Origin of the sequence: uncultured Bacteroides sp., assembly GCF_902472605.1 — a bacterium.
Classification (GTDB): Bacteria; Bacteroidota; Bacteroidia; order Bacteroidales; family Bacteroidaceae; genus Phocaeicola.
This window is the reverse complement of the sequence record NZ_CABROP010000018.1, coordinates 1-25,691: the sequence shown is the minus strand read 5'-3', so window position 1 is coordinate 25,691 and position 25,691 is coordinate 1. Positions and strand designations below refer to the sequence as shown.

The following is a 25,691-nucleotide window of genomic DNA, read 5'->3' as shown; positions in this document are numbered from 1 at the left end:
GCCAACTCATTACCTCAAAACAAGAGAATTCTTCTAACTCGTTTAAATTCAACCATCTATATTCCTTATACAGATTCACGAAAAAAGTCTGGAATAACCTTGTAAAACAACAAATGTAATTAATAATAGGCACTCATATCCACCAAACTATTACAGCTTTTTTCTAACTTTGTTTCCATATTGTATGGGTCAGTCAGTATTACCCGCTTATACTTTATCAAACAACTATGAAAATATGGAAGAGAAAAATCTAGACTACTATATCCAACTACTGGAAGCAAATAAAAATCTTATTCTGACAGGCGCACCCGGTACGGGGAAAACGTATTTGGCCAAAGCAATTGCGGACGCGATGGAAGCTGAATATGAATTTGTTCAATTCCATCCGTCGTATGATTACACAGACTTTGTGGAAGGTTTGCGCCCCACTCCTCCCGATAAAAATGGAAACATCGGGTTTGAAAGGAAAGATGGAGTGTTCAAGGAGTTTTGCAAGAAAGCAATCGAAAAATGCAAAGGTTTATCCACTGAGTCCTCAATAAATATCTCAAAAAATTCCATCGATGAAAATGATAAGATTGAAAAAGCAATGAGTTGGCTTATGAAACAAAATGGAGCCACTCTCAAATCCATACGAAGTGAAACAAAATTCACGTTAGTGATCAATCAAAATAAAATATATCTAAGAATTCCCAAAGGTAATGAGAATTATGTAAACCCTAACGGTGTTATCAGATATCTAAAAACGGGGGAATTTGATAAAGAACATCAAACATATGAACCTTCTGTCGGCTTTTTTATTAAAGAAAACTGTCCTTTATATACAAAGGACACATCTAATAATCACACTTTACATAAAGATATTCTACCTTCTAAAGAGAAGCATTTCGTATTAGAGAATAGTAAAAAAGAAAAGACTAAACATTTTATTTTCATCATCGACGAAATCAACCGAGGTGAAATCTCCAAGATTTTCGGGGAACTGTTCTTCAGCATCGACCCCAGCTATCGCGGAGAAAAAGGATTGGTCAAGACCCAGTATCAGAATCTGATTACCGATGAATCCGACCCGTTCTACGAAGGCTTCTACGTTCCGGAAAATGTCTATATCATTGGAACCATGAACGACATCGACCGCAGTGTGGAGAGTATGGACTTCGCCATGCGCCGCCGTTTTGCCTGGGTGGAAATAAAAGCCAATGAGCATACAGGGATGCTGGACGAGGAACTGGCGGATATGAAAGAGGAAATCGTTCAGGTCATGACGCGCCTGAATGCCGCCATCTGGGATGAAGAGAACCACACGGGCATAGAAGGATTAAGCCCTGCCTATCACATTGGAGGGTCCTACTTCAGCAAACTGGCACTTTATCTGGACAACGAACGCACCCACAAGGAGGCAGCCTACAAGCACCTGTGGGAAAACCACCTGAAAGGTGTGCTGTTTGAATACCTGAGAGGTACGGCCAACGCCATGGAGAATTTGAAAATGCTGGAACAAGTGTATTATCAAAAAGAAGGAAAAGATGATATTGAAGGATAACTCAACCTATTCTTCCACTTCGGAAAATCTTGAAGAATTCCTGTCTCTACAAAATGTAGCCAACCGTACCCTGTCGGAACTGACGGATGAATGTGGAAACGACTTGCTTATCTACCCTTATTCTTTCGAGGAATGTGAGGATAAGATAGGCAACCAGCCTCTCATGTCCTTACAGACCGATTGGAAAGGGAAGCAATGCACAAAAGTCCATTTAACGACAGGCAATCTGGTGGGATTTATAGGAATCGACGGACATTCCGTTTCCATCCAGTCTCGTTTTGTCCAGCACACCGGCGAAGATTTCTTCCTGCATTACATGCTTCAAAAGATGCTGTACCTCAACCTTTTCCGGATGCCACACGAAACAAGCGACGAAGCAGTCTTCGACTTTCTGCTCTATCTGTTTCCCAAATTTCTTAATGAGGCACTGGCGCAAGGCATCTACAAAGAATACCAACACAATGCGTACAATGACGCGAATGTACGCGGCGTGATAAACATTTCCCGGCAGATAAAATGCAACCTGCCGTTTAATGGCCGCATTGCCTATCGCACCCGGGAGTTCAGCCAGGACAACCAAGTGACTGAGCTGATACGTCACACCCTCGAATATATCTGCACCACCCGATTCGGGAAAGCATTATTGGAAAGCGACACCCAGACCCGAGACAATGTGAGCCAAATCAGGACTGCCACCCCGAACTATCATCGGCAAGACAGAGAAAACGTAATCAGACACAACTTGAAGATTGTCCCTCATCCTTACTTCACCCGTTATGCGCCTCTTCAAAAACTTTGTTTACGGATACTGCGACACGAAAAAATCAAATACGGGCAACAAGAGAATCCGATACACGGCATTTTGTTTGATGCGGCTTATTTGTGGGAGGAATACCTCACCACCATCCTCACAAAGCAAGGATTCACGCACCCCAATAACAAAAAAGGCATCGGACGCATCTACTTGGCCAAAGGGCACAAATTTCCCCGTTACCTGGACTTTTTCCGGGAATCCGACGGAACAATCGTGGATGCCAAATACAAAATGGCTACGGAAAAAAGAGAGGATGTACATCAGCTCATCACGTACATGTATCGGTTAAGAGGGAAACAGGGCATTTTGATTCATCCCACCTTTCAAGCGCATGCCACAACCCGACATTCCTTACGGGGATATGGAGAGGATGACAACGCGGAACTGGAAACCTATTTGTTCCACATTCCCCAACAAGCTGCCGACTATCCGGATTTTGTTTCAAAAATGGCGGCATCGGAAGAATTGCTGCGGAAACATCTGCAAGGCAACAAAATTTTTATGGAAAGCCATTTTCTTCGTACCTTTGCCCCCACAATAAAAAACGAACTGAATTTCTCATCATGATACATTCTTTCCACACCCCGACCGAAGGCATCGAATTGCCGAAGGCTTTCACCTTTCCCTTCCACTACACCCCTCACCCGCTCACCCGACTGGCAGCGGAAGAAGTGCGCCAGTACCTGCTCACACGGGACGACTGGCAGGAAGAACTCCGGCAGGGAAAGATGTTCGGGGTACTGGTCATCCGGGATACAGAAGGAAAGCTGGGTTACCTGGCTGCTTTCTCGGGCAACCTGGCCGGCAGCAACCACCATGCGTTTTTCGTACCACCGGTGTACGACCTCTTGCAACCCGACGGGTTCTTCCGCATCGAGGAGGCGGAGATTTCGGGCATCAATCACCGGATTGCGGCACTGGAAGCCAGCGAGGCTTACTGCTCGGCACAGGCAGCATGGAAGCAGGTGGAAGAAGAGGCGCAGGCCACACTGACCCGTGAGAAACAGAAACTGAAGGAGGAGAAAGCCCGTCGGGAGCAACGGCGAAAGGAAGGAGTTTCTCCCGAAGAGGCGGAAGCGATGTCGCGCGAGAGCCAGTTCCAGAAAGCAGAGTTCAAACGGCTGGAACGGCGGTTAAAGGAGAAGGTGCAGGAGGCCGGAGAGGCTTTCCAGGCTCTCGACCAGGAGATTCAGGCGTTGCGCCACGAACGGAAGACGCGCTCGGCGGCACTCCAGTTGCGACTGTTTTCCCAGTTCCGGATGCTCAACGCCCGGGGCGAGGTGAAAGATTTGTGCGAGATTTTCCAAAATACCCCGCAGAAGACTCCACCTGCCGGAGCGGGGGAATGTGCCTTGCCCAAGCTGCTCCAATATGCGTACCTGCATCACCTCCAGCCTCTGGCCATGGGCGAGTTCTGGTGGGGCATGTCGCCCAAGGACGAGATACGCCGCGAAGGGCATTTCTATCCGTCGTGCAAGGGGAAATGTGAACCGATTCTGAAACACATGCTCGTGGGGCTGGAGGTCGAACCGAATCCGCTGGAGGAGGACGTACACCGACAGACGGCCCTGGAGATACTCTACGAGGACGAGTGGCTGGTGGTGGTACACAAACCGGCGGGCATGCTTTCCGTACCGGGCAAGAACGACCTCGATTCCATCCTCCAGCGACTGCACAACCTCTACCCGAAAGCCACTGGACCGCTCATCGTGCACCGGCTGGACATGGCGACGTCCGGACTGCTGTTAGCGGCCAAGACGAAGGAGGTGCACAAGGAACTTCAGGCACTTTTCGAAACGCGCCTCATCCGCAAGCGGTACACGGCCATCTTAGAAGGGGAACTGGAAACGGACGAAGGCATCATCGACTTACCTCTCTGTCCGAATCCGATGGACCGTCCGCGCCAGATGGTGAGCCGGGAGTATGGGAAACGGGCAGTCACGTCCTACCGGGTACTGGAGCGCAAGGATGGGAAGACAAGAGTAGCGTTTTATCCGCATACGGGGCGCACGCATCAGCTCCGGGTACATGCCGCGCATCCCGAAGGACTGAATCATCCGATTGTGGGCGATGACCTCTACGGCCAGCCGTCCGACCGTCTGTACCTGCACGCCGCCGCGCTGGAGTTTGTGCATCCGGTCACAGGGGAAAAACTAAGTATCGTAAAAGAGGCTGATTTTTAATCATTTACAAAAATCTGATTCCCGCCTAAAAAACGCAAGTGCGTTTGAAGTAAAACGTAAGGACGTTTCATCTAAAACGCAAGGACGTTTTAAGTAAAACGCAAAGGCGTTTGAGTCCAAACGCACTTGCGTTTTTCGTGCCTGAAATCCCCAATATGGAGCAGTCGTTTTTCGCAATTAATTTGACAACATCCTCCATCTTTCTTTAAAAAATTCACATTTTTCCTCTCATTCCCCTTTCAAATGTTAAATCTCTGATTTTTCAATAAACCCTGAGAAAGTCTGATTGTCTTAGAGTCGTAAGTGCACTAAAAACAAAATGTTCAACTTAAAAAAAATGACTACAATGAAAACAACTCGTTTATTCTCTACATTAATTCTCGCCGTATGCTTGGGATGCGGCACCCTGATGGCGCAAAACGCTCCACAGAAAGTTTGTCCGGCCAAAGCAGGAAAAGGTACTTGTGCTAAAATGACACCGGAACAGCGGATGGATATGCAGGCTGCCCGGATGGGAAAACAACTGATGCTGGACGATGCCAAACTGGCTCAGTTCACCACCCTCTACAAAGAGTACCTGACCGCACTGAAGGATTGCCGTCCGGCTCCAGCTGAACCTTCTGCAGAAGCTGTAAAACCGTGCGAACGTACCGACGCACAGATTCAGCAGGACATTGAAAAGCGGTTTGAGATACGTCAGAAAGTGCTCGACACACAGAAGAAGTATTACAATTCCTTCAAAAAAATCCTGAATGCCCGTCAGTTGGAAAAGGTGTTCAGCATGGGCCGTCCGGGAAAGATGCACAAGCGGATGGGACAGAAGCCCTGCCCGATGATGCAGGGAAGAATGGGCAAGCCGGGACAGATGCCGGCTCCGGGATATTCGAACCAATGTCCGGAAGCTCCTCAGGCTCCACAAGGTAAATAATCCCCAATTCTATACTTATCATTTAATACGCCGAAGCGCAGAACCCAGGGTATCGGGAGACACCTCAAGTTCCGCGCTTCTTTTATTTTATACCGCCTGAGAGAACGGTCTCAGTTTTTCAGACGCATCATGTGACGGGCATAACACCACACCACTACATAGCCAACAAAGGGTACCACAAAGGCCCAGTGCATATCGGCATAATCGCCTACCAGTCCCATGAGTACGGGACCCACAGCACCGCCCACCGGTGACATCATCAGGAAGGAAGAGGCACGCTTCGTATGGCTGCCCAGTCCTTTCAGGGAGAGGGCGAAAATGGTGGGGAACATAATGGCTTCAAAGGCATAACCGCAAAGCAGGGCCACGAACGACACGGAGCCCAGGTCGAGAATCACCAGCAACGTGGTGACAACCGTTCCCGTAGCACACCAGAAGAGCATCTTCTCGGCCCGTACACGACGCATGATCCAACTCCCCACGAAACGTCCCACCATGAACAGTCCCAGTCCACCGAACGACAGAATCAGGGAGGCATCGCGAGCGTTCATCCATCCTACCTCGGTCACGTAGTTGATGAAAAAGCTGTTGATGGAAATCTCGGCCACCTCGTAGGCAAACAGGGCAATCAGACCGAAAACAAACAACTTATGTGCCCAGAGGCCGACGTGGTTTCCTTCGCTGTCCACTTCCTCCTCATGGGGTATCTCGGGCAGACGCACCCGCATAAAAGCCAGGGCGGCCAACAGCACAATCACGCCCATCACGGCGTACGGGAGGGCCACATTGCCGCTGGCTCCCTTGTCCTCGTCGGCAAACAGGAGGATGCCCGTCAGAATCGGGGCAAAGATGCATCCCAGTCCGTTGAACGACTGGGCGAAATTCAAGCGGCTGGCAGCGGTCTCCTTCGCTCCTAATTCCGTGACATACGGGTTGGCGGCCGTTTCCAGGAAGGTCAGTCCGCATCCGATGACGAACAGGGAGAAGAGGAAGAAATTGAACGACATCCAGTGCTGTCCGGGAATGAACAGCAGGGAGCCAATGCCATACAGCAACAGTCCTAACACCACCCCCCGGCGGTATCCGTAACGGTTGATGAACAATCCGGCAGGGATGGCCATGATGAAATAACCCATGTACATCGTAGCCTGAATCATGGCCGAGTGAGTACGGGTGATGGTAAGCAGTTCCTGAAAATGCTTGTTCAGCACATCCAGAATGGCATGGGCAAATCCCCACAGGAAAAAGAGTGAGGTAATCAGTACAAAGGGGAACAGGTATTGGCGTTCCACCAGGGCAACTCCTTGTTTTTTCATCCGTGCCCCTCCTCTATACATACGACAGCAATTCCGGCAAATCGGTAATGATGAGGTCCGGAAGGGTTTCGTCTATTTCTTCATTTCCCCAGCCTTCGCCTTTCAGCCAGGCCACCTTGCAGCCCACTTTCTTCGCGGGCACCATATCCTTCGAGAAGGAATCGCCTACCACCAGCACATTCTCAGCGGGCAGGCCCATGGCTTCCACGCCCAGGCGGTAGATGGCCGGATCAGGTTTGCGCACACCCACCACCGACGACTCGATGATGTCGGCAAAGAAATCGAACAGGCCGAAGTCTTTCAGGATGGTCTGGATGTTTCCGTAGAAATTGGACACCAGCACCAGCTTATAGCGTTCGGAAAGGGTCTTCACCACAGGACGGGTACGCTCCAGCACGTCCAGCACGTAGCGATAGCAACTATCGGCCACCTTTTCGGCATAACGCTCGCGGCTGGCGGTCGCTTCGTCCAACTTACCCTGCTCCACCAGATATTTCACCTGAATATCGGTCTTGATGCGCAGTACATCGTGGAAGTTATGTTCCGGCTTTACCAGCGGCACCCGGGCCAGCGTGCGCTCACCGTGCACATACGCCTCACGGAAGCTGGCTTTGTCCACCGGCACTTGAAATTCCTCATACTTGCTCCACAGCACTTCCGCCCAGTGGCGGCTGTTTGTATCAATCGTACCTCCGTAATCAAAGATTACGCCTTTCACATCTGTCAGTTTATTCATCTTTCATTTTATTTGGGGTTCCGTTGCCGACTTTCATCAGCAACACTCCGATTACAATCCAAATCAATTCGCGCACACGGGTAATCAGTCCGGTATAGATACCAAACGCACTCGGGATGGCCAGTCCGCCCACGGCCAGCGCGAATCCTCCTTCACGGGCACCCAGCTGCATGGGCGAGAAGAAGAACAGGTTGGCAAACAGGGAAGTGAAGGCCATAATCAGGATGCACGACAGGAAACTCACATGGTCGGTCAGGATATTCAGGATGAAGAACACCTCGGCACAACCCACGATGCGGGCCGTGAACTCCAGTCCCAACGACGCGTAGAACGTGCTCTTCCGCTGCTTGTGAAGTTCGGCAATCTGTGCGTCCACCCGCTCCAGCGATTCCTTCTTCTCGGTCAGAAAACGGTGTGCCCAGCGTTTCACGTAGGGCACATGGCCCAACAACTTGAACGTGCGTACGGCCATTCCATTGCGGTAGCCTTTCATGAAGAAATAGATGGCCAGCAGGCAGAAGAAGGCTACTACCGCCAGCACGATACCCATTCCCCAGTTCATCGGTTCAAAAATGAGATACAGCACCACGCCCGTCAACCAGAAGCAGAAATGAGAGAAGATGTGCATCATCACGTAGAGGATGACCGACGAAGTGGCCTTGCTGGCTCCCACGTAAGGGGTCAGCTCCATGATGCGGTACGGCTCCCCTCCCATCAGTCCCACGGGAGTGGCATAGTTCAGGGCAAAACCGGAAACGGTCAGCTTGTACACCTTCCAGAAAGGCACCTTGGCATGTTTCCCGTCGCGGATGATGACATACCACGACCAAGTGTTCAGGTAGTAGATGAATACCCACAGCAGGATGACTGCCGGGAACCAGATACCAGCTTTCCGCAGATTCTGCCAAAGTTCCTGGTAGTCCATGTCGAACGTGCAAAGCATGACCACGATGGCAAAGATGCCGAAGAACCAGAATATGTTACGAAATTTCTCTTTCATTATTGGGCGTATTTATGATAAAGGAATGCGCACAAGGCTTCGTGACGGTGACGCATGTACACGAACAAGGAAGTCATCACCACAATCTCAAAAATGAAATACAACCAAGGTTCTCCAATCAGCAGACTGATGTAAAGGGCTATCGCACGGGTGTTGAACGTCAGGATGTTGGTGTACTTCATCAGTGGGAGGCTCAGGGTACGGAACTCGTCGCGCAGTGCCTGAGGGATGTTGTCGCCGTAACGCTCCTGCACAAAGGCATAGAAACGCTGGAAGTTCGGCGTCATCTGCTCCTGCTTGCGAGTATAATTACCATAAAAATACAGGAAAGCCTTCCACCAGAAGTTGCCTTTCCAAGGCAGGCTGTGGAAAATCTCACGCTGCTGCTTGAAGTTGTCCAGCTCACTGCCGGCCTTTCCCTTCAGGAAAAACAAGTGGATATTACGGTAATAATCGGCCAGCGTACACTGCTTGCTGTGGCACACCGTACCGGAGAACAAGGCAATCAGCCAAATATAAATGCTCCAGGTCTGCCCGGAAGCCTCCCCGATATGGAAAGGAAGAGGTTGGTTTGTCAGGCGCAAGCAGATGGCCACATAAATCGTGATAAACCAGAGGTCGCCGGCAAATCCGTCGAGCATACGTCCCCAGCGGGTTTTCTTGCCGGTCATACGCGCCAGCTGCCCGTCGCAGCTGTCATAATGGTTGGCCCACATCAGCAGGAAAATACCCATCAGCGTATGGGGCATGTCAGGATAATAGAACATCACCCCTGCCGCCACTCCGAGGATGATGGACAGGATGGTCACCACATTGGGATGGACGCCGAAACGCTGGAAAAACAAGGCCCATACATAACCGATGGGGCGATTGAAATGGATATCCAGAAACTCTTCTGTATCCATGGACTTGAAAGAAGCCTCTACTCCTTTTTTCTCCGTACTCATTATTTTTCTAATTTGTGAATAATACGATTATAAATACATTTGGCTATTTCCGGTCCAGCTTCCACACGGCAGCGGGCAAAACTGGGCCAGTCGTTGAAATCAATAATACGGATTTCACCCGTGGACGATACCACGCAGTCGCCTCCGTAAATAGGAACATTCAGCACTTCAGCGGCCTTGTTCGCATAAGCCTGAAGCTGTTTCACGTCAAAGGGAAATCCACGCGTCTCTCCGTTGATGGCTTCCAAACCAAACTTGCTGTGTGATTGTTCCGTGGGGTAGAAACTATAGAAGAAATCCGTTCCCTGCACGCCGTAGAACTTCACCAGATCCCCTACCAGGTGTTCGTTGACCACGGCCACCGGAATGTTCCGTTTCCGGAAATCAGCCATTACCACCTCTGCCTCTTCCCGACATTCCACATACACCACGTCTTCTTTCACCATGGCATGCGAATTGCCCCGCTTAATCCAACAAGGGAAAACGGAAGGGGTAAACTTCCCGTCGGTGGGAATAATAAAACTCTGTGGATGGGGTACTCCGTTTGCCATCAGCAGTTCCGTCATCCGCTGACGGACACAGTTGTCGATGCCATAGGCCGAATTTACAACCACAGCTCCGTCAGCTTCCAATTCTTTCAACCGTTCAATGGTAGCTCTGTCGCGTGCCATGTCAAAGATAAACTTTGCCTCTATTTTTTTAGTCACAAATTCCTTTTCCGGATACATAGTGACCTCACACCCCATTTTCTCCAATGCTTCTGCTGCCAATCGAATGATGGCAGCGTCATTGTCTACGTGATTCGGGGAATACTCATTACCGCGGCTCACACCAACTACCCGAATCTTCTCTCCTCTTTTATACATTCTATCTTTTTATTCTAGATTTTTCGCAAAAAATCAGGTTTTATTCTTTTATCTCGTTTGGTATATTTAATCTTGTCCGTTCAAAAAAGCCTCTGCTTTTACGATGTCGTCCGCATGGTCTACATCCAGAATCTTTGAAAAGGGATAAGCCTTGAGCTGCAAACCGTCGGCCACCAGCTGGCGCTGGAAATTACGCATGCGTGACATGCCCTGCGCCATACATTTCTCCAACGTCACAATCGACTTGGGAGACAAACAATAAATTCCGCCCGAAATGTAACGGGTGTCGGGCTGCAGACTATCGTAGAACCCAGTGATGCGATTGGCTTCATCCGTACCGATGTACAAGGGTTTCTCATCGTCGATATAATCGGTCACAGCCATCATGCCGTCGCCGTCAAAAGCCTTGAAGGCTTCAATGAAATGGGCGAACTCTTCTTCCCGGAAAATGGTGTCGACAGTAGTCAGACAGAAACGGTCGTCTTTCAGGTAACGACTCAGTTCATAGAAACTATGCATGGAACTCGGAGTAGTCTTGACCACTACCCGCAAAGGTACTTCCGATGTTTTTTCCAATTCCTGTAGATGAGCCTTTGTAAGGGGTACCTCGTTGTTGATAATGACCACCACTTCCTCCGCTCCGTTTTGGGCGAAGATGTGTATCAGGCGGTCAATCATGGCCACACCGTTCAGTTGCACCAAAGGTTTGGGCAACTGAACTCCTTCTTGTGACAACCGGGAACCTTCCCCGGCTGATATGATTGCAAACTTCATGTTATTCTTCTTCTACGCTATCTAATTTCAGTTTATCACTATCGTCGCGCTTTTCATAATACTGCTTGCGCAACGGGCGTGCGCTGATTTCTTTCTCCCAGGCACGGTTACGGAACACATCCATAGCCACGTACACTGCCTGACGGAATGAATCTTCCGAAGCGATTCCTTTCCCAGCAATGTCGTACGCCGTACCGTGAGCCGGTGAAGTACGTACGATGGGCAGACCCGCAGTGAAATTCACTCCCTCGTCCATGGCCAGCGCCTTAAACGGAGCCAGTCCCTGGTCGTGATACATGGCCAGAATACCGTCGAAGTGGGTATAGTTACCGGAACCCATGAAACCGTCGGCCGGATAAGGTCCGAAGCACTGCACGCCCTTGGCAATCATTTCCTTCATGGCTGGAATGATAATCTCCTGCTCTTCCGTACCCAGCAAACCGTTGTCGCCGGCATGCGGATTCAAAGAAAAGACGGCAATACGCGGATTATCGATGCCGAAATCCTTCTTCAGAGACTGGTGGAAGATTTCCATCTTCTCCATAATCAGTTCCTTGGTCAGCATGCCGGGGATGTCTCTCACCGGCACATGGCCTGTGACCAACGCCACGCGGAAATCGCCTTTCAACAGAATCATGAGCGCTTTCTGTCCGTCGCCAACCCGTTCCTCGATGTATTCCGTATGTCCGGGAAAGTGGAAAGTCTCTGACTGGATGGTATGCTTATTGATGGGAGCCGTGACCAGCACATCGAACAAACCGGCCCGATAGTCGGTCAGTGCTCTTTCCAACGCTGTCAAGGCTGCCTTTCCTGCTTCAGGCGTCGGTTTGGAAAGTTCCACCTTCAATTCTTCTTCAATGCAGTTCACTACGTTTACTCTTCCGTCCTGTGCATCCTCTGCCGTGTTTACGATGCTGAAGTTGGTCGGAATTTCCATGGCCTTGCGATGATAGGCAGCCACCTTCGGCGAACCGTAGATAACCGGCGTACACAATTCCAACATGGTCGGGTCGGAGAAGGTTTTCAAAATCACCTCGTAACCAACTCCATTTATATCTCCATGAGTGATACCCACTCTAATTTTACGATTTTCCATATTTATTGCTTGTTCTGTTCAGCTTCTTTGTTCACTTTTTCTTCCGAAATGGCATTGTCTACCGGAATCTCCGATACTTCTTTTTCCGACGGGAGCTGCAAGGTGTAAAGCGCCGCATTCAGTTTACGGATTTGGTCGCGTTTCAGCTTGCCCGGGTTATAAACAAACCCTTCCACTACAATGACGCGGGCATGTTCACGGTCTACGCGTACATGAGATACGAACGGACCGCCCATGGCATCATTCTTCATATCCCACAATCCGCGAGCTTCAAACGCATAATCTCCTTTCACAGCAATATTGCGAGTGGTAAGGAAGATGGAATCGGATGTTTCCATATACATGCCTTCGCGCTCACCCGGCAGGTTCACCTTCATGACAGAGTCGCGTTTGTGAATGAAATATTCCTTAGTAAAAGTATTCTTATCACGGAACGGGTAGGAATACATCACAAAGTTCAAATCGTTCAGATTGCTGGAAGCCCAAAGAAAATCCTTTCCTACCTTATAGGACTCCAGTTCCACCGGCATCCAGATATCACAGTCGAACAGGCTCTGTACCTTCGTAGAAATCAGCTCGCTGTGCTTCTTTTCCAACAGTTTGACCTGACGGTTCATTTCGGCACGAGTAAAGAAATCGATAATCACCTGTCCGTTCTTCGATACATAATCGGCAAATTCCTGCTGATTAGGAGCCTGGATGGTCATAATCATCTGTGGAGAAGAATAGGCATCACGGGTATACTTGAATTTGGGCTGTGTATAAATATCCTGAATGTCCACGATAATGATATTACGGAACAAACGGATGGACCGGTTAAACGCATCCGGACGCACACGCGAAATACGGAACGAGCGTTCCGGCTGAGGCAATCCCGGCACATCGGTGTCCAACACGTGGAAGAGGGCACTGTCTGGACTCATCCAACATTTGTCGTCGGCTACCACCATTACTTCGTAAGGACGTCCGCTAGACACCGGAGTAATGATACTCTTTCCGCCATTACGGCAGGAAGCAAATGACAGCACTGCCAAGGCTATTCCAAGATAATAAGTTACTCGCTTCATGATATTCTGGTATTAAATGGTTTCATTTTCTTTCTCTTTTTTCTCTGCCTGCTGCTGGGCAGTAGACAGCATGCCGCACGCGGCAAAAATATCTTCTCCGCGGGAAGCCCGGATGGTAGCAAACAAACCATGCTGGGTCAAATAATCGCGGAACGCAATCATCGACTCCATGTCAACTCCCTCCAAATCGACATTCGGGATAGCATGGAAACGAATCAGGTTCATCCGGCAATCGAGTCCCCGCAACAGTTTGACCAGTTCTTTGGCGTAAATCAGACTGTCGTTCACGCCCTTGAACACGATGTATTCAAAAGACAGGCGGCGTTGCTTGCTGAAATCATACTTGCGGAGAATGTCCACGATTTCCGTAATAGAGAAAGCCTTCTCGGCCGGCATCAGTTCCCGACGCTGGGCAGGAAACGGTGAATGCAGACTGATGGCCAAGTGGCAATCACTCTCTTCCAAAAAGCGCTCCAACCCTTTCCGCAAACCTACGGACGACACCGTGATACGCTTCGGACTCCATTTGTAGCCATAGTCGGCCGTCAGGATTTCCAAGGCACGCAACACCTCATCGAGGTTATCAAACGGCTCTCCCATTCCCATGAATACCACATTGGTCAGGGTATCCCGCTCGGGCACCGAATAAATCTGGTTCAGAATCTGTGCCGCGGTCAGGCTGGTGGTATATCCCTGTTTTCCGGTCATACAGAACTTACAATTCATCTTGCATCCCACTTGCGAAGACACACAGAGCGTAGCTCGGTCTTCGTCGGGAATATATACGGATTCGATGTAATCACCTTCGGGCGTGCAGAACAAGTACTTCACTGTTCCGTCTACCGAACGCATCTCATGCACCGGTGCGCTGGCTCCCACCTCGTAGTTCTCCATCAACCGCTCACGGTTCTTCAACGAAAGGTTGGTCATCTCGTCAATTGAACGCACTTTCTTATCGTACAACCACGAAGCAATCTGTCCGGCCGTGAACTTGGGCATTCCCAAATCCTGCACAATCGCTTTCAATTCGTTCAGTGTTTTCCCCAATAAAGGAGCTTTTGTCATCATAATTCTCTTATATTCTACACATTTAGCGTACAAAGTTAGGGAAAAAATAAGATATATTCCCTATCTTTGTCCGTATAAATGTATTATATGAATAATCTAGTGACTTGTTTCCTTCCTTACGAAGGTGATAACCAACAAAATAAGACAATTGAGGGATTGAGTGCCAGTTCCCAGACAGACCAGATATTCCTACTAACCGACCACCCGGAAAATGTGGGCGCCCCTACCGAAAAATGCCGCGTTCTCCCGTTTTTTTCTTTCCAGCAAACCGACGGCATCCGACAGATGCTGTCTCTGACGCACACGCCTTACCTGCTCATCTACACCAAGACGCAGGAACTGGACATGGGCTACATGGCGCTGGAACGCATGTGCGACTACCTGTGTGCCCTGGAAACTGGTATGGTCTATGCCGACCACTACCAGGTGGTCAACGGGGTGCGACAGCCTCATCCGGTTATCGACTACCAGCCGGGAAGCGTGCGCGATGATTTCGACTTCGGTTCGGTCTTGCTTTTCAAGACAGCAGCCCTACAGGAAGCCTTTGAATGCATCACCCACCAGCCGGAGTACCGTTACTCAGCCCTCTATGCCGTGCGCCTGGCTCTCTCTCAACAGCACGAGCTGACCCACATCCGCGAGTTCCTCTACACCGAAATTGAAGAAGATACCCGCAAGTCGGGCGAGAAACAATTTGACTACGTAGACCCACGCAACCGGAGCGTACAACTGGAACGGGAAACAGCCTTTACCTATTATTTAAAGCACATCGGAGCTTTCCTGCCTCCAGTACAGCGGGACATTGACCCCACGGAAGGGGAATTTACCTACGAGGCCTCAGTCATCATCCCCGTACGCAACCGCATCCGCACCATTGCCGATGCCATTGATTCCGTATTGACCCAAGAGACTGATTTCCCCTTCAACGTGATTGTCATCGACAACCATTCGACCGACGGCACCACGGAGTGCATCGACCGCTATGCCGGCAACGAGAAGGTGATCCACCTCATTCCGGAACGGGACGACCTGGGCATCGGCGGATGCTGGAACTTAGGTGTGCATCATCCCCTCTGCGGACGCTTCGCTGTGCAACTGGACAGTGACGACCTGTACAGCAGTCCGTCTACCCTCCAGACCATCGTCGACAAATTTCGTCGGGAACGCTGCGCCATGGTCATCGGTTCGTACCGCATGACCAACTTCCAACTGGAAACCTTGCCGCCGGGCGTCATCGCCCACAAGGAGTGGACCGACACCAACGGCCACAACAACGCCCTCCGCATCAACGGACTGGGGGCACCACGTGCTTTCTTTACCCCGCTGCTGCGGGAAATCCGCGTACCGAACACCAGCTACGGCGAAGACTATGCCTTAGGACTGGCTTTCTCCCGCAAATACCGCATCGGCCGTATCTACGACGTGCTTTATCTGTGCCGTCGTTGGGAAGGTAACTCCGACGCAGCCCTGAGCATCGAAAAACAGAACCTGAACAACAGTTATAAAGACAGCCTGCGTACGCTGGAAATACGCAAACGGCAGGCCATGCTCCGCCGTCCGCTTTCCTGGGAAGAAGCATCCCCGGACATTTCGGCAGATGCATTCATCCACCACCAACTGGACACCTGGCCATTGGCCCGTAAGAACCATGAAGCCTTGGAGCACGTGCAGACCCGCACGCTTCCGCTGGACGGTAACGACATCACTGTGCAGTTCAACCCGGCCCGTGCCGTTTCCACCTGCGCCAAAGTGGACAAGGCTTCCATCGCGGCCCGTCCCTGTTTCCTCTGCCTGAGCCACAAGCCGGAAGAGCAGCAGAGTCTCCGCATCATGCTGGACGAAGCTTTCAGCCTGCGGCTGAACCCTTATCCCATTTTGCCGGGACACCTCACCATTTCTACGGAACGGCACCAGTGGCAGACCTTGGCCGACAAGACCGCCCGCCGGTTGCCCGAACGGCTGGTCGACTGGCTGGAGAATCATTTCTCCAGCGGCTATACCGTATTCTACAACGGAGCCAAGTGCGGCGCTTCCGCCCCTGACCATTTTCATTTCCAGGCCGTACGCCAAGAAGATGTACCCCTCATCCAGCAATGGGACAAGCTGATGGGCACTGCCGTAGAAAAAGGGTTCGAACCGCTTGCCAATGGAAAATCCTGCATCGCTTACGACATTGAGGGCTATATCTGCCCCTTGCGTGCTTTCATCACCCAGGGAGGAATGGGTACCGGCACTCGGCTGATTGACAGCTACCTGCGCAGCTTGCCCTTGCCCGAAGGAGAGATGGAGCCCCGCTACAACCTGTTTGCCTGGGACGACCCCCGCTACGGATTTGTCACGGTCTACATTCCGCGAACTGCCCACCGTCCACAATGCTACACCGCCGAGGGGGATACCCAGCTGCTCGTCAGTCCCGGAGCCCTCGACATGGCTGGCATTCTAGTGACGGCCCGCGAAGAAGATTTCCAGAAACTGAACGCCGACACCCTGCGGCAAATCTATCACGAAGTAACCCATTAAGCATCATGAAAGAACCCGAAATAAACGTGGGCATCGTCAATGCCCTTGAAATACATTTCACCCTCAATGCCAAGTTCCTGGCCAAAGGGGAAACCGTCTCCGGCAAACAGCATGTATCCTTCGACGAAGGAGGCATCTTTTGGAACGGAAACGTGTACCGCGAACTGACTTTCACCCCGCTGGAAGACGATGCTTCCTTCTCGCTCGAAGATGTGACCATCGGCATCAACTTCCATTGGGAACGGCAGGAGACACAGACTTTCTTAGGTACCTTACGACTGGTGGTGGACGAGGGAAAGATTACGGCCATCAACCAGCTTCCAGCCGAGGACTACCTGATCAGCGTCATTTCTTCGGAGATGAGTGCCACCTCTTCCTTGGAATTCCTGAAAGCCCATGCCGTTATTTCCCGAAGCTGGCTGCTGGCCCAGATTGAAAAGCGGAAAGCCCTCAGCAAACAAGGCAGCGGCTTCTTCCCCTTCTTCAAGACCGATACGGAATACATCCGCTGGTACGACCGCGAAGACCATACCATCTTTGACGTCTGCGCCGACGACCATTGCCAGCGCTACCAAGGCATCACCCGCGCATCGAACCAGAGCGTGGTGGAAGCGGTCAAGGAGACTCGCGGCCAGGTACTCATGTACAAGCACGCCATCTGCGATGCCCGTTTCTCCAAGTGCTGCGGCGGGGTGACCGAAGAATTCAACTACTGCTGGGAGGACAAGAAATATCCTTACCTCAGTGCCGTACGCGACCTGGACACCGAATCCCCGCTACCTGACCTGACAAAGGAAGAGGAAGCCGAACGCTGGATCCGCCAACGACCGGAATCGTTCTGCCACACCACCGACCCGAAAATCCTCTCCCAGATTCTCAACCACTACGATCAGGAAACACAGGACTTCTACCGCTGGAAGGTGAGGTATACGCAGGAGGAACTGGCCGGACTGATTGCCACCCACACCAAAAGTGACTATGGCGAGATTCTCGACCTTATTCCCGTGGAACGTGGAAAGTCGGGCCGCATCAGCCGCCTGAAGATTGTGGGTACCCTAAAAACGATGATTATCGGAAAGGAGCTGGAAATACGACGAACCCTCTCGCCCACCCACCTGTTCAGTTCAGCCTTCGTGGTCGACAAGGGACCAGAGATAAACGGCGTGCCGGAGTGGTTCGAACTGACCGGTGCCGGATGGGGACACGGCGTGGGCCTTTGCCAAATTGGCGCTGCCGTGATGGGCGAAAAAGGCTATGCCTACGACCAGATTCTGCTACATTATTATCGGGGAGCTGAAATCCGCAAGTTATACTAAATCCTGACGGCCATGCATACACGTTCTCCTTGGTATTGGGTACCTTCACTCTACTTTGCCGAAGGTCTCCCCTACGTAGCGGTCATGATTCTTTCGCTGGTGATGTACAAGCGGATGGGCATCTCGAACACAGAGGTAGCCCTCTACACCAGCTGGCTGAACCTACCCTGGGTCATCAAACCCTTGTGGAGCCCGTTTATCGACCTGCTCCGCACCAAACGGTGGTGGATTATCCTCACCCAGTTGCTGTTAGGAGCGGGACTGGCCGGCATTGCCTTCACCATCCCTACAAGCCATTTCTTCCAGACTACTTTGGCCGTATTCTGGCTGGTGGCCTTCAGTTCTGCCACCCACGACATCGCCGCCGACGGATTCTATATGTTAGGACTTACTCCGCACCAGCAAGCCTTCTTCGTGGGCATCCGCAGCACCTTCTACCGCTTTGCCACCATTGCCGGACAAGGACTGCTCATCATGCTGGCCGGACGACTGGAGGAAGTGACCGGCCGCACGTCCTACGCCTGGAGCATCACCTTCTTCACCCTGGCAGGCTGTCTGCTGGCCCTGTGGCTCTACCATTCTTTCGTCTTGCCACGACCCGATCAGGACCGTCCTTCAGCCAGTCATCCGAAAAACACCAAAGGTATCCTGACCGACTTCCTGCTCACCTTCCGCTCCTTCTTTCAGAAAGAGCAGGCTCTCACCGCCATTCTGTTCATGCTACTCTACCGCCTACCGGAAGCCCAGCTGGCCAAAATGGGCATCCCCTTCCTGCTCGACCCCGTGGAACAAGGAGGTCTCGGTATGACCACCGCCCAAATCGGCTTCGCACAAGGTACGCTCGGCATCGTCGGACTGACCTTAGGCGGCATCTTGGGAGGTATCGCCGTAGCACGCCAGGGACTCCGCCACTGGCTCTGGCCCATGGTGTGGGCCATCTCCCTGCCCGACCTGGTCTATGTGTACCTGAGTTATGCCCAACCCGACAGCCTTGTCCTCATCAACAGCTGCATCTTCGTGGAACAGTTCGGCTACGGATTCGGCTTCACGGCCTACATGCTCTACCTGATTTATTTTGCCAACGGTTCGCACAAGACCTCGCACTATGCCATCTGCACAGCCTTCATGGCCTTGGGCATGATGCTACCGGGCATGATTGCCGGATGGATGCAGGAAACCTTAGGCTACCAGCTGTTCTTCATCTGGATTATGGTCTGCACCCTTGCCACCTTCGGTGTGACTGCCCTACTGAAAATTGATCCTGAATTTGGAAAGAAATAAAATGAAGCGCTCCGTCCGGTCTTCATTTTCCCGCAAGGAAATGCCGGACAAAGCGCATGAAATGCAATACGGTATCGGCCTCCTGTCCCTGGGCCGATACAAAACAGAAATGCCGCTTGAACTGCAAGCCTTCAATGTCAATCACCTGAAAGTCGCCTGCTTTCAGTTCCCGTCCCAAGGCACAGACCGATACAATCCCCATACAGTCACTGCACCGCAGGAACGACTTAATGCCCTCCGTGCTGCCCAGGTGCATCCGCACGTTCAATGAAGAGAGTTTCAACCCCTGCTCGGCCAACACCATCTCAATGGCATCCAGCGTGCCGGAACCCCGTTCACGGAGCACCAGCGGCACGCGGGTAAACTCATCCAATGTCAATTCCTCCTTTCCGGCCCAGCGTCCACGCGGACACACCACCGGCACCAGCTCGTCGCACAAGAACGGTTCATAGCGCAGATTGGGCAGGCGGAACACACCTTCCACCATCCCCACGTCGATGGTATGCTCCTGCAACGCCTTTTCCACGTTGCGCGAGTTGGTATCCATAAGCGATACGCTCATCTGAGGATAACGTTCCGTATAAGCAGCCAATACAGGCGGCAACACATATTGCGAGATGGTCGTACTCGCTCCCAGTCGCAGTTCCCCCGCATACTCGTTGTTCAGCTGGTGCATATCATACTCCAGCTTGCGGTAGTCGGCCAGGATACGCTCGCAATGCTCCATGAGCAACTTCCCCGCCTCCGTGAGCGAGATGGAGTTCCCCTTGCGGTCGAACAGGCGCACCCCGTAGAGACTTTCCAGCTCGCGCACATGTTTGGTCACAGCCGGCTGGCTCACAAACAACTCCTGCGAAGCCTTGGTAAAACTGAGGTTGCGGGCCACACTGTAGAATGCTTTCAAACGGAAATCAGACATAGGCTATTCCACGAATTAAAGCTCCTCTGCCCGAATGCCCAGTGACTGAAGCACGGCAAACCCGAGCATCTCAAAACGGTAACTGCACTCGTGTGCCGGAGGGTTCATGCCGAACACCGTCACACCTTCCTTGTCTTTCATCTTCTCTGCCAGTTCTGCTACAGCTGAGCTGTATTCTCCCTCATCGGGCACCAGCATCACCCGGCGCGCATCTTTCGACTCCGTGAGCAACTGCAACGATTCACAAAACAAATCTTCCCGCCGAGCCATTCCCGAAGTCTGGAACGCATACAGTGAAAACTCACCCAGCCGGCCCTGGAAAGCCATACCGTGAATTTCCTTTTCCAAATCGGAAGGCGTACAGAAACGCATCCGGCCATGTGCCGCATCGTACACAAAAATCACCTGTATCTCGTGCTGCCCCGGTTCCAGACCGGCATCCAGTGCCAGACATTCCAGCAACACCGCCAAGTCGGCTTTAGGCAGTTCCCGGCCCACCAGGGGCGCAAAATGAGCCGCCATATCCCCGCCCACACGGTCCAAGAAAGCAGCATCTATCAAAATTACATCAGAAGCAAAGGGTATTTTCTTTTCCATAAATTAGTTAATGTGTTTCCGTTTATATTTGTTTCCAGTCGCCGATAGTACCCGTCTCGGAAGAGAACACGGCCCCTATCCTGTACAGTTTGCGGCCGTCCGCCTCATACTCGCGGGCATAGCCTTTTTCCTCTATCTGGCGCAAGGCCTCATCGGCCGTCCCGTCCAGCTTGAACTCGAAGATATAGACATACTGCGGCGTCTCCACCACACAATCCACACGACCCTGACTCTGCAACTTCTCCGTGTAGACCGTATAGACGCTGATCAACCGCATAATCAGGTAGAACGTATAATGGAAATAGCGCTCCCGTTCCCGTTCGTTCTCCTTGCGGCGCATCGTATAAGGTATGCTTGCCAGGAAAGATGTCAGCCCCGTGCGGAAGTTGTCCAGTTCCCCTTTCCGCAGGAAGATGGTCGCCTCCCGCACCCAAGGATAAATCTTATCCCCGTTATCGAAGTATTTGGAAGCCACCATCGACAGAAAACCTTCCTTCACCTCCTTGTTGGGATAATCCAACAGGAACAAGTCGAAATCCCGGTCAAAGTTCTTGATGGTGAGATAACCGCTCTGGTAAATCATCGGAAGCGGCTGTTCCACGTCTGCCTTGTAGTCGATAAACTCCTTCGGCGCATAATACCGGCCCGTAATTTCGTCCATGTTTTCATTCGTGTGCGAAAGCAGGCGAATCAGGTAAGTAGGCGTACCACTCTTGAACCAGTAGTCGGAAATACGCTGGGTAGAAAAGGCATTCAGCAAACTGAACGGATTATAAATATCAGTCATCCGGTCGCTGAAGTGATAGCCGTCATACTGCGCCTTCAGCCGGTTACGCATTTCCTCGTACGTACATCCGTACACCTGTGCCATTTGCTCCATCGGCTTCCGGAAAGTGTTCTCCAGTTCCTCCTGCGTGATGCCGCAAAGCGTCTCATACTTGCCGTGCATGCTGATGTCGAAAGGCTGGTTGAAACCGCTGAACACGCTCACCTGTGAGAATTTCGTCACGCCCGTCAGAAACACGAACTGAAGATGCTCGTCGGCCCCCTTGAACACGGAATAAAACGCTTTCAGGATGTTGCGGTGTTCTTCTTCCAAATTCTTATCCACATCCAGCACGTCCAATATCGGCTTGTCGTATTCATCCACCAGCACCACCGCACGACGCCCCGTCTGTTCGTGGGCTGCACGGAGCACCTTGATAAAACGGAATCCCACATCCAGCCTGTCACTTTCAGAAGGCAGTCCGTAGCAAGCTTCCCACTCCGACACATAATTATCCAAGCGTTCTTCCAGCACTCCCTTCTGCATGAAATTGGAACCATTGAAATCCAAATGAAATACAGGATACACTTTCCAGTCCTTCTCCAGACTATCAATCTTCAGGCCCTTGAACAGTTCCTTCCGCCCCAAAAAATAGTTCTTCAACGTGGAAACCAGCAGGCTCTTTCCGAAACGCCGCGGACGGCTCAGAAAGTAAATTGAACCTTCCCGGGCAAGCGAATAAACCATATCCGTCTTATCTACGTACACATAACCGTCTTCTATGATGCGGTCAAAACTCTGTATTCCGATTGGGTATTTCATACATGCACAATTAAAAGCCTTTAGACAAAGGTACGAAAAATATCCGAGAGGGCACACTTTTCTCCCGTTATTTCAACGGTGCCGATTTCTTCACCACCCGCTTCCCCTAGGCTATAACAAGACATTCTCCTTGTCACCTCAAGGGTTGAGAAGGGGCCGAAAAAACGCAAGTACATTCGTCCGCAAACGCCTTTGCGTTTCAACCAAAACGCAAGGGCGTTTGAAGTAAAACGCAAGTACGTTTTAGAGAAAACGCTTCGACGTTTTAGTCCAAACGCAAGTGCGTTTTTCCGACTGACAAAAAGCAGGTCATAACTGACAGATTTTCAGCATAAAAACCACATAAAAATGACAATTCGTCAGGCTTTTCCAACAAATGGCTTCTGGCAAAGAGTTTGCATAAAAGTAAGCGTCGTGAGCCGCCTGTCACAAGGCGGGAGGCTCCCGGCAAAGAAAAAGAAAAACAACAAGAACGAGAAAGGAGACCATTTATGAACTTTAACAACTTTACAATCAAATCGCAAGAGGCAGTGCAGGAGGCGGTGAATCTGGTACAGAACCGCGGACAGCAGGCCATCGAGCCGGAACATTTGATGGCAGGTTTGCTGAAGGTGGGCGAAAATGTAACCAACTTCATTTTCCAGAAACTCGGCATAAACGGCCAGCAGATAGAAACCGTACTCGACCGGCAGATTGCTTCCTTGCCGAAGGTATCGGGAGGAGAACCCTACCTGAGCCGTGACGCCAACGAAGTGTTGCAGAAAGCCGTGGAGGTATCCAAGGAACTGGGCGACGAATATGTGTCACTCGAAGCCATATTGCTGGCATTGCTGAACGTGAAAAGCACGGTGTCTACCATGCTGAAGGATGCAGGTCTGACCGACAAGGAATTGCGGGCTGCCATCCAGGAATTGCGTCAGGGACAGAATGTGACCTCACAATCAAGCGAAGATACATATCAATCACTGAATAAATATGCCATTAACCTGATAGAAGCTGCACGAAGCGGGAAACTCGACCCGGTCATCGGCCGTGACGAGGAAATCCGACGGGTGTTGCAGATTCTGAGCCGGCGTACGAAGAACAACCCGATTCTGATTGGTGAACCGGGTACCGGTAAGACGGCCATCGTAGAGGGACTGGCACAGCGAATCCTTCGGGGCGATGTGCCGGAGAACCTGAAGAACAAACAGCTGTTCTCACTGGATATGGGTGCGCTGGTAGCAGGTGCCAAATACAAAGGTGAATTTGAGGAACGTCTGAAATCGGTCATCAATGAGGTGAAGAAATCCGATGGAAACATCATCCTCTTCATCGATGAAATCCACACCTTGGTGGGTGCCGGAAAAGGTGAAGGTGCCATGGATGCAGCCAACATCCTGAAACCGGCCTTGGCCCGTGGGGAACTGCGGAGCATCGGTGCCACTACCCTCGACGAATACCAGAAGTATTTCGAAAAGGATAAGGCGCTGGAACGTCGTTTCCAGACCGTCATGGTAGACGAACCGGATACGGCCAGCTCTATTTCCATCTTGCGTGGACTGAAGGAGCGTTACGAGAACCACCATCAGGTACGTATCAAGGATGAAGCCATCATCGCGGCCGTAGAACTGAGCAGCCGGTACATCACCGACCGTTTCTTGCCGGATAAGGCTATCGACCTGATGGATGAGGCAGCCGCCAAGCTGCGTATGGAACGTGACTCTCTGCCGGAAGAACTGGATGAGATTGAACGCCGGTTGAAACAGCTCGAAATTGAACGCGAGGCCATCAAGCGGGAAAAGGACGAGGCAAAACTGGCTCAATTGAACAAGGAGATTGCGGAACTGAAGGAACAGGAGACTTCTTACAAGGCCAAATGGCAGAGTGAGAAGGAGCTGGTGAACAAGATTCAGCAAAACAAGAAGGAAATCGAACAACTGAAGTTCGAAGCTGATAAGGCAGAACGTGAAGGCGACTACGGAAAGGTGGCCGAAATCCGTTACGGAAAGCTGCAGGCTCTGGAGAACGAAATCAAGTCCATCCAGGAAGACCTGAAGAAGAAACAGGGCGACAACGCCTTGATCAAGGAAGAGGTAACGGCCGAAGACATCGCCGACGTGGTATCCCGCTGGACGGGTATACCGGTGAGCCGTATGTTGCAGAGCGAGCGTGAAAAACTGCTCCACCTGGAAGACGAACTGCACAAGCGGGTCATCGGACAGGATGAAGCCATCCAGGCTGTGGCCGATGCCGTACGTCGTAGCCGTGCCGGACTGCAAGACCCGAGACGTCCGATTGGTTCGTTCATCTTCTTGGGTACGACCGGTGTCGGTAAGACTGAATTGGCCAAGGCTTTGGCAGAATACCTGTTCAACGATGAATCGCTGATGACGCGTATCGATATGAGTGAGTATCAGGAAAAGCATACCGTGTCACGTTTGATCGGTGCGCCTCCGGGATACGTAGGTTACGATGAAGGGGGTCAGCTGACCGAAGCCGTGCGTCGGAAACCGTATTCAGTAGTCTTGTTCGATGAAATCGAAAAGGCGCATCCGGATGTGTTCAACATCTTGTTGCAGGTACTGGACGACGGACGTCTGACCGATAACAAGGGACGTACGGTGAACTTCAAGAACACCATCATCATCATGACTTCCAACTTGGGCAGCTCTTACATCCAGAGTCAGTTCGAGAAGATTAACGACCAGAACCACGACCAGGTGGTAGACGAGACCAAGAAAGAGGTGATGAACATGTTGAAGAAGACCATCCGTCCGGAGTTCCTGAACCGTATCGACGAAATCATCATGTTCCAGCCGTTGAACAAGCCGCAAATCGAACAGATTGTCCGCTTGCAGATCAAAGGCATCCAGAAGATGCTGGAGGACAACGGTGTAACCTTGCAGATGAGTGCCGAAGCCATCGACTTCCTGGCTACTGCCGGCTACGATCCGGAATTCGGTGCACGTCCGGTTAAACGTGCCATCCAGCGCTACTTGCTGAACGATTTGTCAAAGAAACTTCTGTCACAGGAAGTGAACCGCGAGAAACCGATTATCGTAGAGCGCGAGGGTGATGGATTGAAGTTCCGTAACTAACGTGAGTTCGATATAAGATCAAAAGATAGTAAGTTGCCCGTCATTGATAAAA

Annotated in this window: 20 protein-coding genes; 8 read left to right on the top strand and 12 right to left on the bottom strand. The window is 51.2% G+C overall.

Features of this window, described 5'->3' with window-relative positions; genetic code table 11:
* Positions 1-235 precede the first annotated feature (235 nt).
* From RDP42_RS05760 to RDP42_RS05745, 4 genes are all read left to right on the top strand, one after another.
* Positions 236-1,543 (top strand): AAA family ATPase, encoded by a 1,308-nt coding sequence (locus tag RDP42_RS05760; protein WP_308762914.1) that lies wholly within the window; start codon positions 236-238, stop codon positions 1,541-1,543.
* Positions 1,527-2,924 (top strand): hypothetical protein, encoded by a 1,398-nt coding sequence (locus RDP42_RS05755; RefSeq protein ID WP_308762913.1) that lies wholly within the window; start codon positions 1,527-1,529, stop codon positions 2,922-2,924. Before RDP42_RS05760 ends, RDP42_RS05755 begins: the two co-directional genes overlap by 17 nt.
* Entirely contained in the window at positions 2,921-4,540 is a 1,620-nt protein-coding gene (locus RDP42_RS05750) for a pseudouridine synthase (RefSeq protein WP_308762912.1), read from the top strand. Before RDP42_RS05755 ends, RDP42_RS05750 begins: the two co-directional genes overlap by 4 nt.
* Positions 4,541-4,886: 346 nt before the next feature.
* Complete coding sequence (locus RDP42_RS05745; RefSeq protein ID WP_308762911.1) at positions 4,887-5,468, top strand: hypothetical protein; 582 nt, start codon at positions 4,887-4,889, stop codon at positions 5,466-5,468.
* A 110-nt stretch (positions 5,469-5,578) separates the two neighbouring features.
* Here the strand turns inward: RDP42_RS05745 and RDP42_RS05740 are convergent, their stop codons facing one another.
* The 9 genes from RDP42_RS05740 to rlmN all read right to left on the bottom strand — a co-directional run bounded on the left by RDP42_RS05740 (position 5,579) and on the right by rlmN (position 14,335).
* Entirely contained in the window at positions 5,579-6,784 is a 1,206-nt protein-coding gene (locus tag RDP42_RS05740) for a sugar MFS transporter (protein ID WP_308762910.1), read from the bottom strand.
* A gap of 13 nt (positions 6,785-6,797) precedes the next feature.
* Entirely contained in the window at positions 6,798-7,520 is a 723-nt protein-coding gene (locus tag RDP42_RS05735) for an HAD family hydrolase (RefSeq protein WP_177864232.1), read from the bottom strand.
* Positions 7,513-8,520, bottom strand: coding sequence for a lysylphosphatidylglycerol synthase transmembrane domain-containing protein (locus RDP42_RS05730; protein ID WP_308762909.1), 1,008 nt, complete (start codon positions 8,518-8,520; stop codon positions 7,513-7,515). The genes RDP42_RS05735 and RDP42_RS05730 overlap by 8 nt, the downstream gene beginning before the upstream one ends.
* Positions 8,520-9,467 (bottom strand): CDP-alcohol phosphatidyltransferase family protein, encoded by a 948-nt coding sequence (locus RDP42_RS05725; protein ID WP_308762908.1) that lies wholly within the window; start codon positions 9,465-9,467, stop codon positions 8,520-8,522. Before RDP42_RS05725 ends, RDP42_RS05730 begins: the two co-directional genes overlap by 1 nt.
* Positions 9,467-10,333: a hypothetical protein gene (locus tag RDP42_RS05720; RefSeq protein WP_308762907.1), complete on the bottom strand. Its 867-nt coding sequence runs from the start codon at positions 10,331-10,333 to the stop codon at positions 9,467-9,469. Before RDP42_RS05720 ends, RDP42_RS05725 begins: the two co-directional genes overlap by 1 nt.
* A gap of 66 nt (positions 10,334-10,399) precedes the next feature.
* Positions 10,400-11,107, bottom strand: coding sequence for an NDP-sugar synthase (locus RDP42_RS05715; RefSeq protein ID WP_308762906.1), 708 nt, complete (start codon positions 11,105-11,107; stop codon positions 10,400-10,402).
* Position 11,108: 1 nt separating this feature from the next.
* Positions 11,109-12,203, bottom strand: coding sequence for a 4-hydroxythreonine-4-phosphate dehydrogenase PdxA (gene pdxA / locus RDP42_RS05710; RefSeq protein ID WP_308762905.1), 1,095 nt, complete (start codon positions 12,201-12,203; stop codon positions 11,109-11,111).
* A gap of 2 nt (positions 12,204-12,205) precedes the next feature.
* Complete coding sequence (locus RDP42_RS05705; protein WP_308762904.1) at positions 12,206-13,270, bottom strand: DUF4837 family protein; 1,065 nt, start codon at positions 13,268-13,270, stop codon at positions 12,206-12,208.
* Between the two features lie 12 nt (positions 13,271-13,282).
* On the bottom strand, positions 13,283-14,335 hold the full coding sequence (gene rlmN / locus RDP42_RS05700) for a 23S rRNA (adenine(2503)-C(2))-methyltransferase RlmN (protein ID WP_308762943.1): 1,053 nt from the start codon (positions 14,333-14,335) through the stop codon (positions 13,283-13,285).
* A gap of 90 nt (positions 14,336-14,425) precedes the next feature.
* On the opposite strand from rlmN, the gene RDP42_RS05695 reads away from it, so the two are divergent.
* The 3 genes from RDP42_RS05695 to RDP42_RS05685 are packed head-to-tail and all read left to right on the top strand — an operon-like array spanning position 14,426 to position 19,455.
* Complete coding sequence (locus RDP42_RS05695; protein WP_308762903.1) at positions 14,426-16,858, top strand: DUF4922 domain-containing protein; 2,433 nt, start codon at positions 14,426-14,428, stop codon at positions 16,856-16,858.
* A gap of 5 nt (positions 16,859-16,863) precedes the next feature.
* On the top strand, positions 16,864-18,174 hold the full coding sequence (locus tag RDP42_RS05690) for a SpoIID/LytB domain-containing protein (RefSeq protein WP_308762902.1): 1,311 nt from the start codon (positions 16,864-16,866) through the stop codon (positions 18,172-18,174).
* A gap of 12 nt (positions 18,175-18,186) precedes the next feature.
* Positions 18,187-19,455, top strand: coding sequence for an MFS transporter (locus RDP42_RS05685; RefSeq protein ID WP_374046920.1), 1,269 nt, complete (start codon positions 18,187-18,189; stop codon positions 19,453-19,455).
* Between the two features lie 22 nt (positions 19,456-19,477).
* Here RDP42_RS05685 and RDP42_RS05680 read toward each other — a convergent pair whose 3' ends face one another.
* The 3 genes from RDP42_RS05680 to RDP42_RS05670 are packed head-to-tail and all read right to left on the bottom strand — an operon-like array spanning position 19,478 to position 22,559.
* A complete protein-coding gene (locus RDP42_RS05680) occupies positions 19,478-20,374 on the bottom strand; it encodes a LysR family transcriptional regulator (protein WP_072542123.1) in 897 nt (298 codons plus the stop codon).
* 15 nt (positions 20,375-20,389) lie between these two features.
* Positions 20,390-20,971, bottom strand: coding sequence for a DUF6621 family protein (locus tag RDP42_RS05675; protein WP_308762901.1), 582 nt, complete (start codon positions 20,969-20,971; stop codon positions 20,390-20,392).
* A 22-nt stretch (positions 20,972-20,993) separates the two neighbouring features.
* Entirely contained in the window at positions 20,994-22,559 is a 1,566-nt protein-coding gene (locus RDP42_RS05670) for an ATP-binding protein (RefSeq protein WP_308762900.1), read from the bottom strand.
* 491 nt (positions 22,560-23,050) lie between these two features.
* On the opposite strand from RDP42_RS05670, the gene clpB reads away from it, so the two are divergent.
* On the top strand, positions 23,051-25,639 hold the full coding sequence (gene clpB / locus RDP42_RS05665; protein WP_308762899.1) for an ATP-dependent chaperone ClpB: 2,589 nt from the start codon (positions 23,051-23,053) through the stop codon (positions 25,637-25,639).
* The last annotated feature ends 52 nt before the right edge of the window (positions 25,640-25,691 follow it).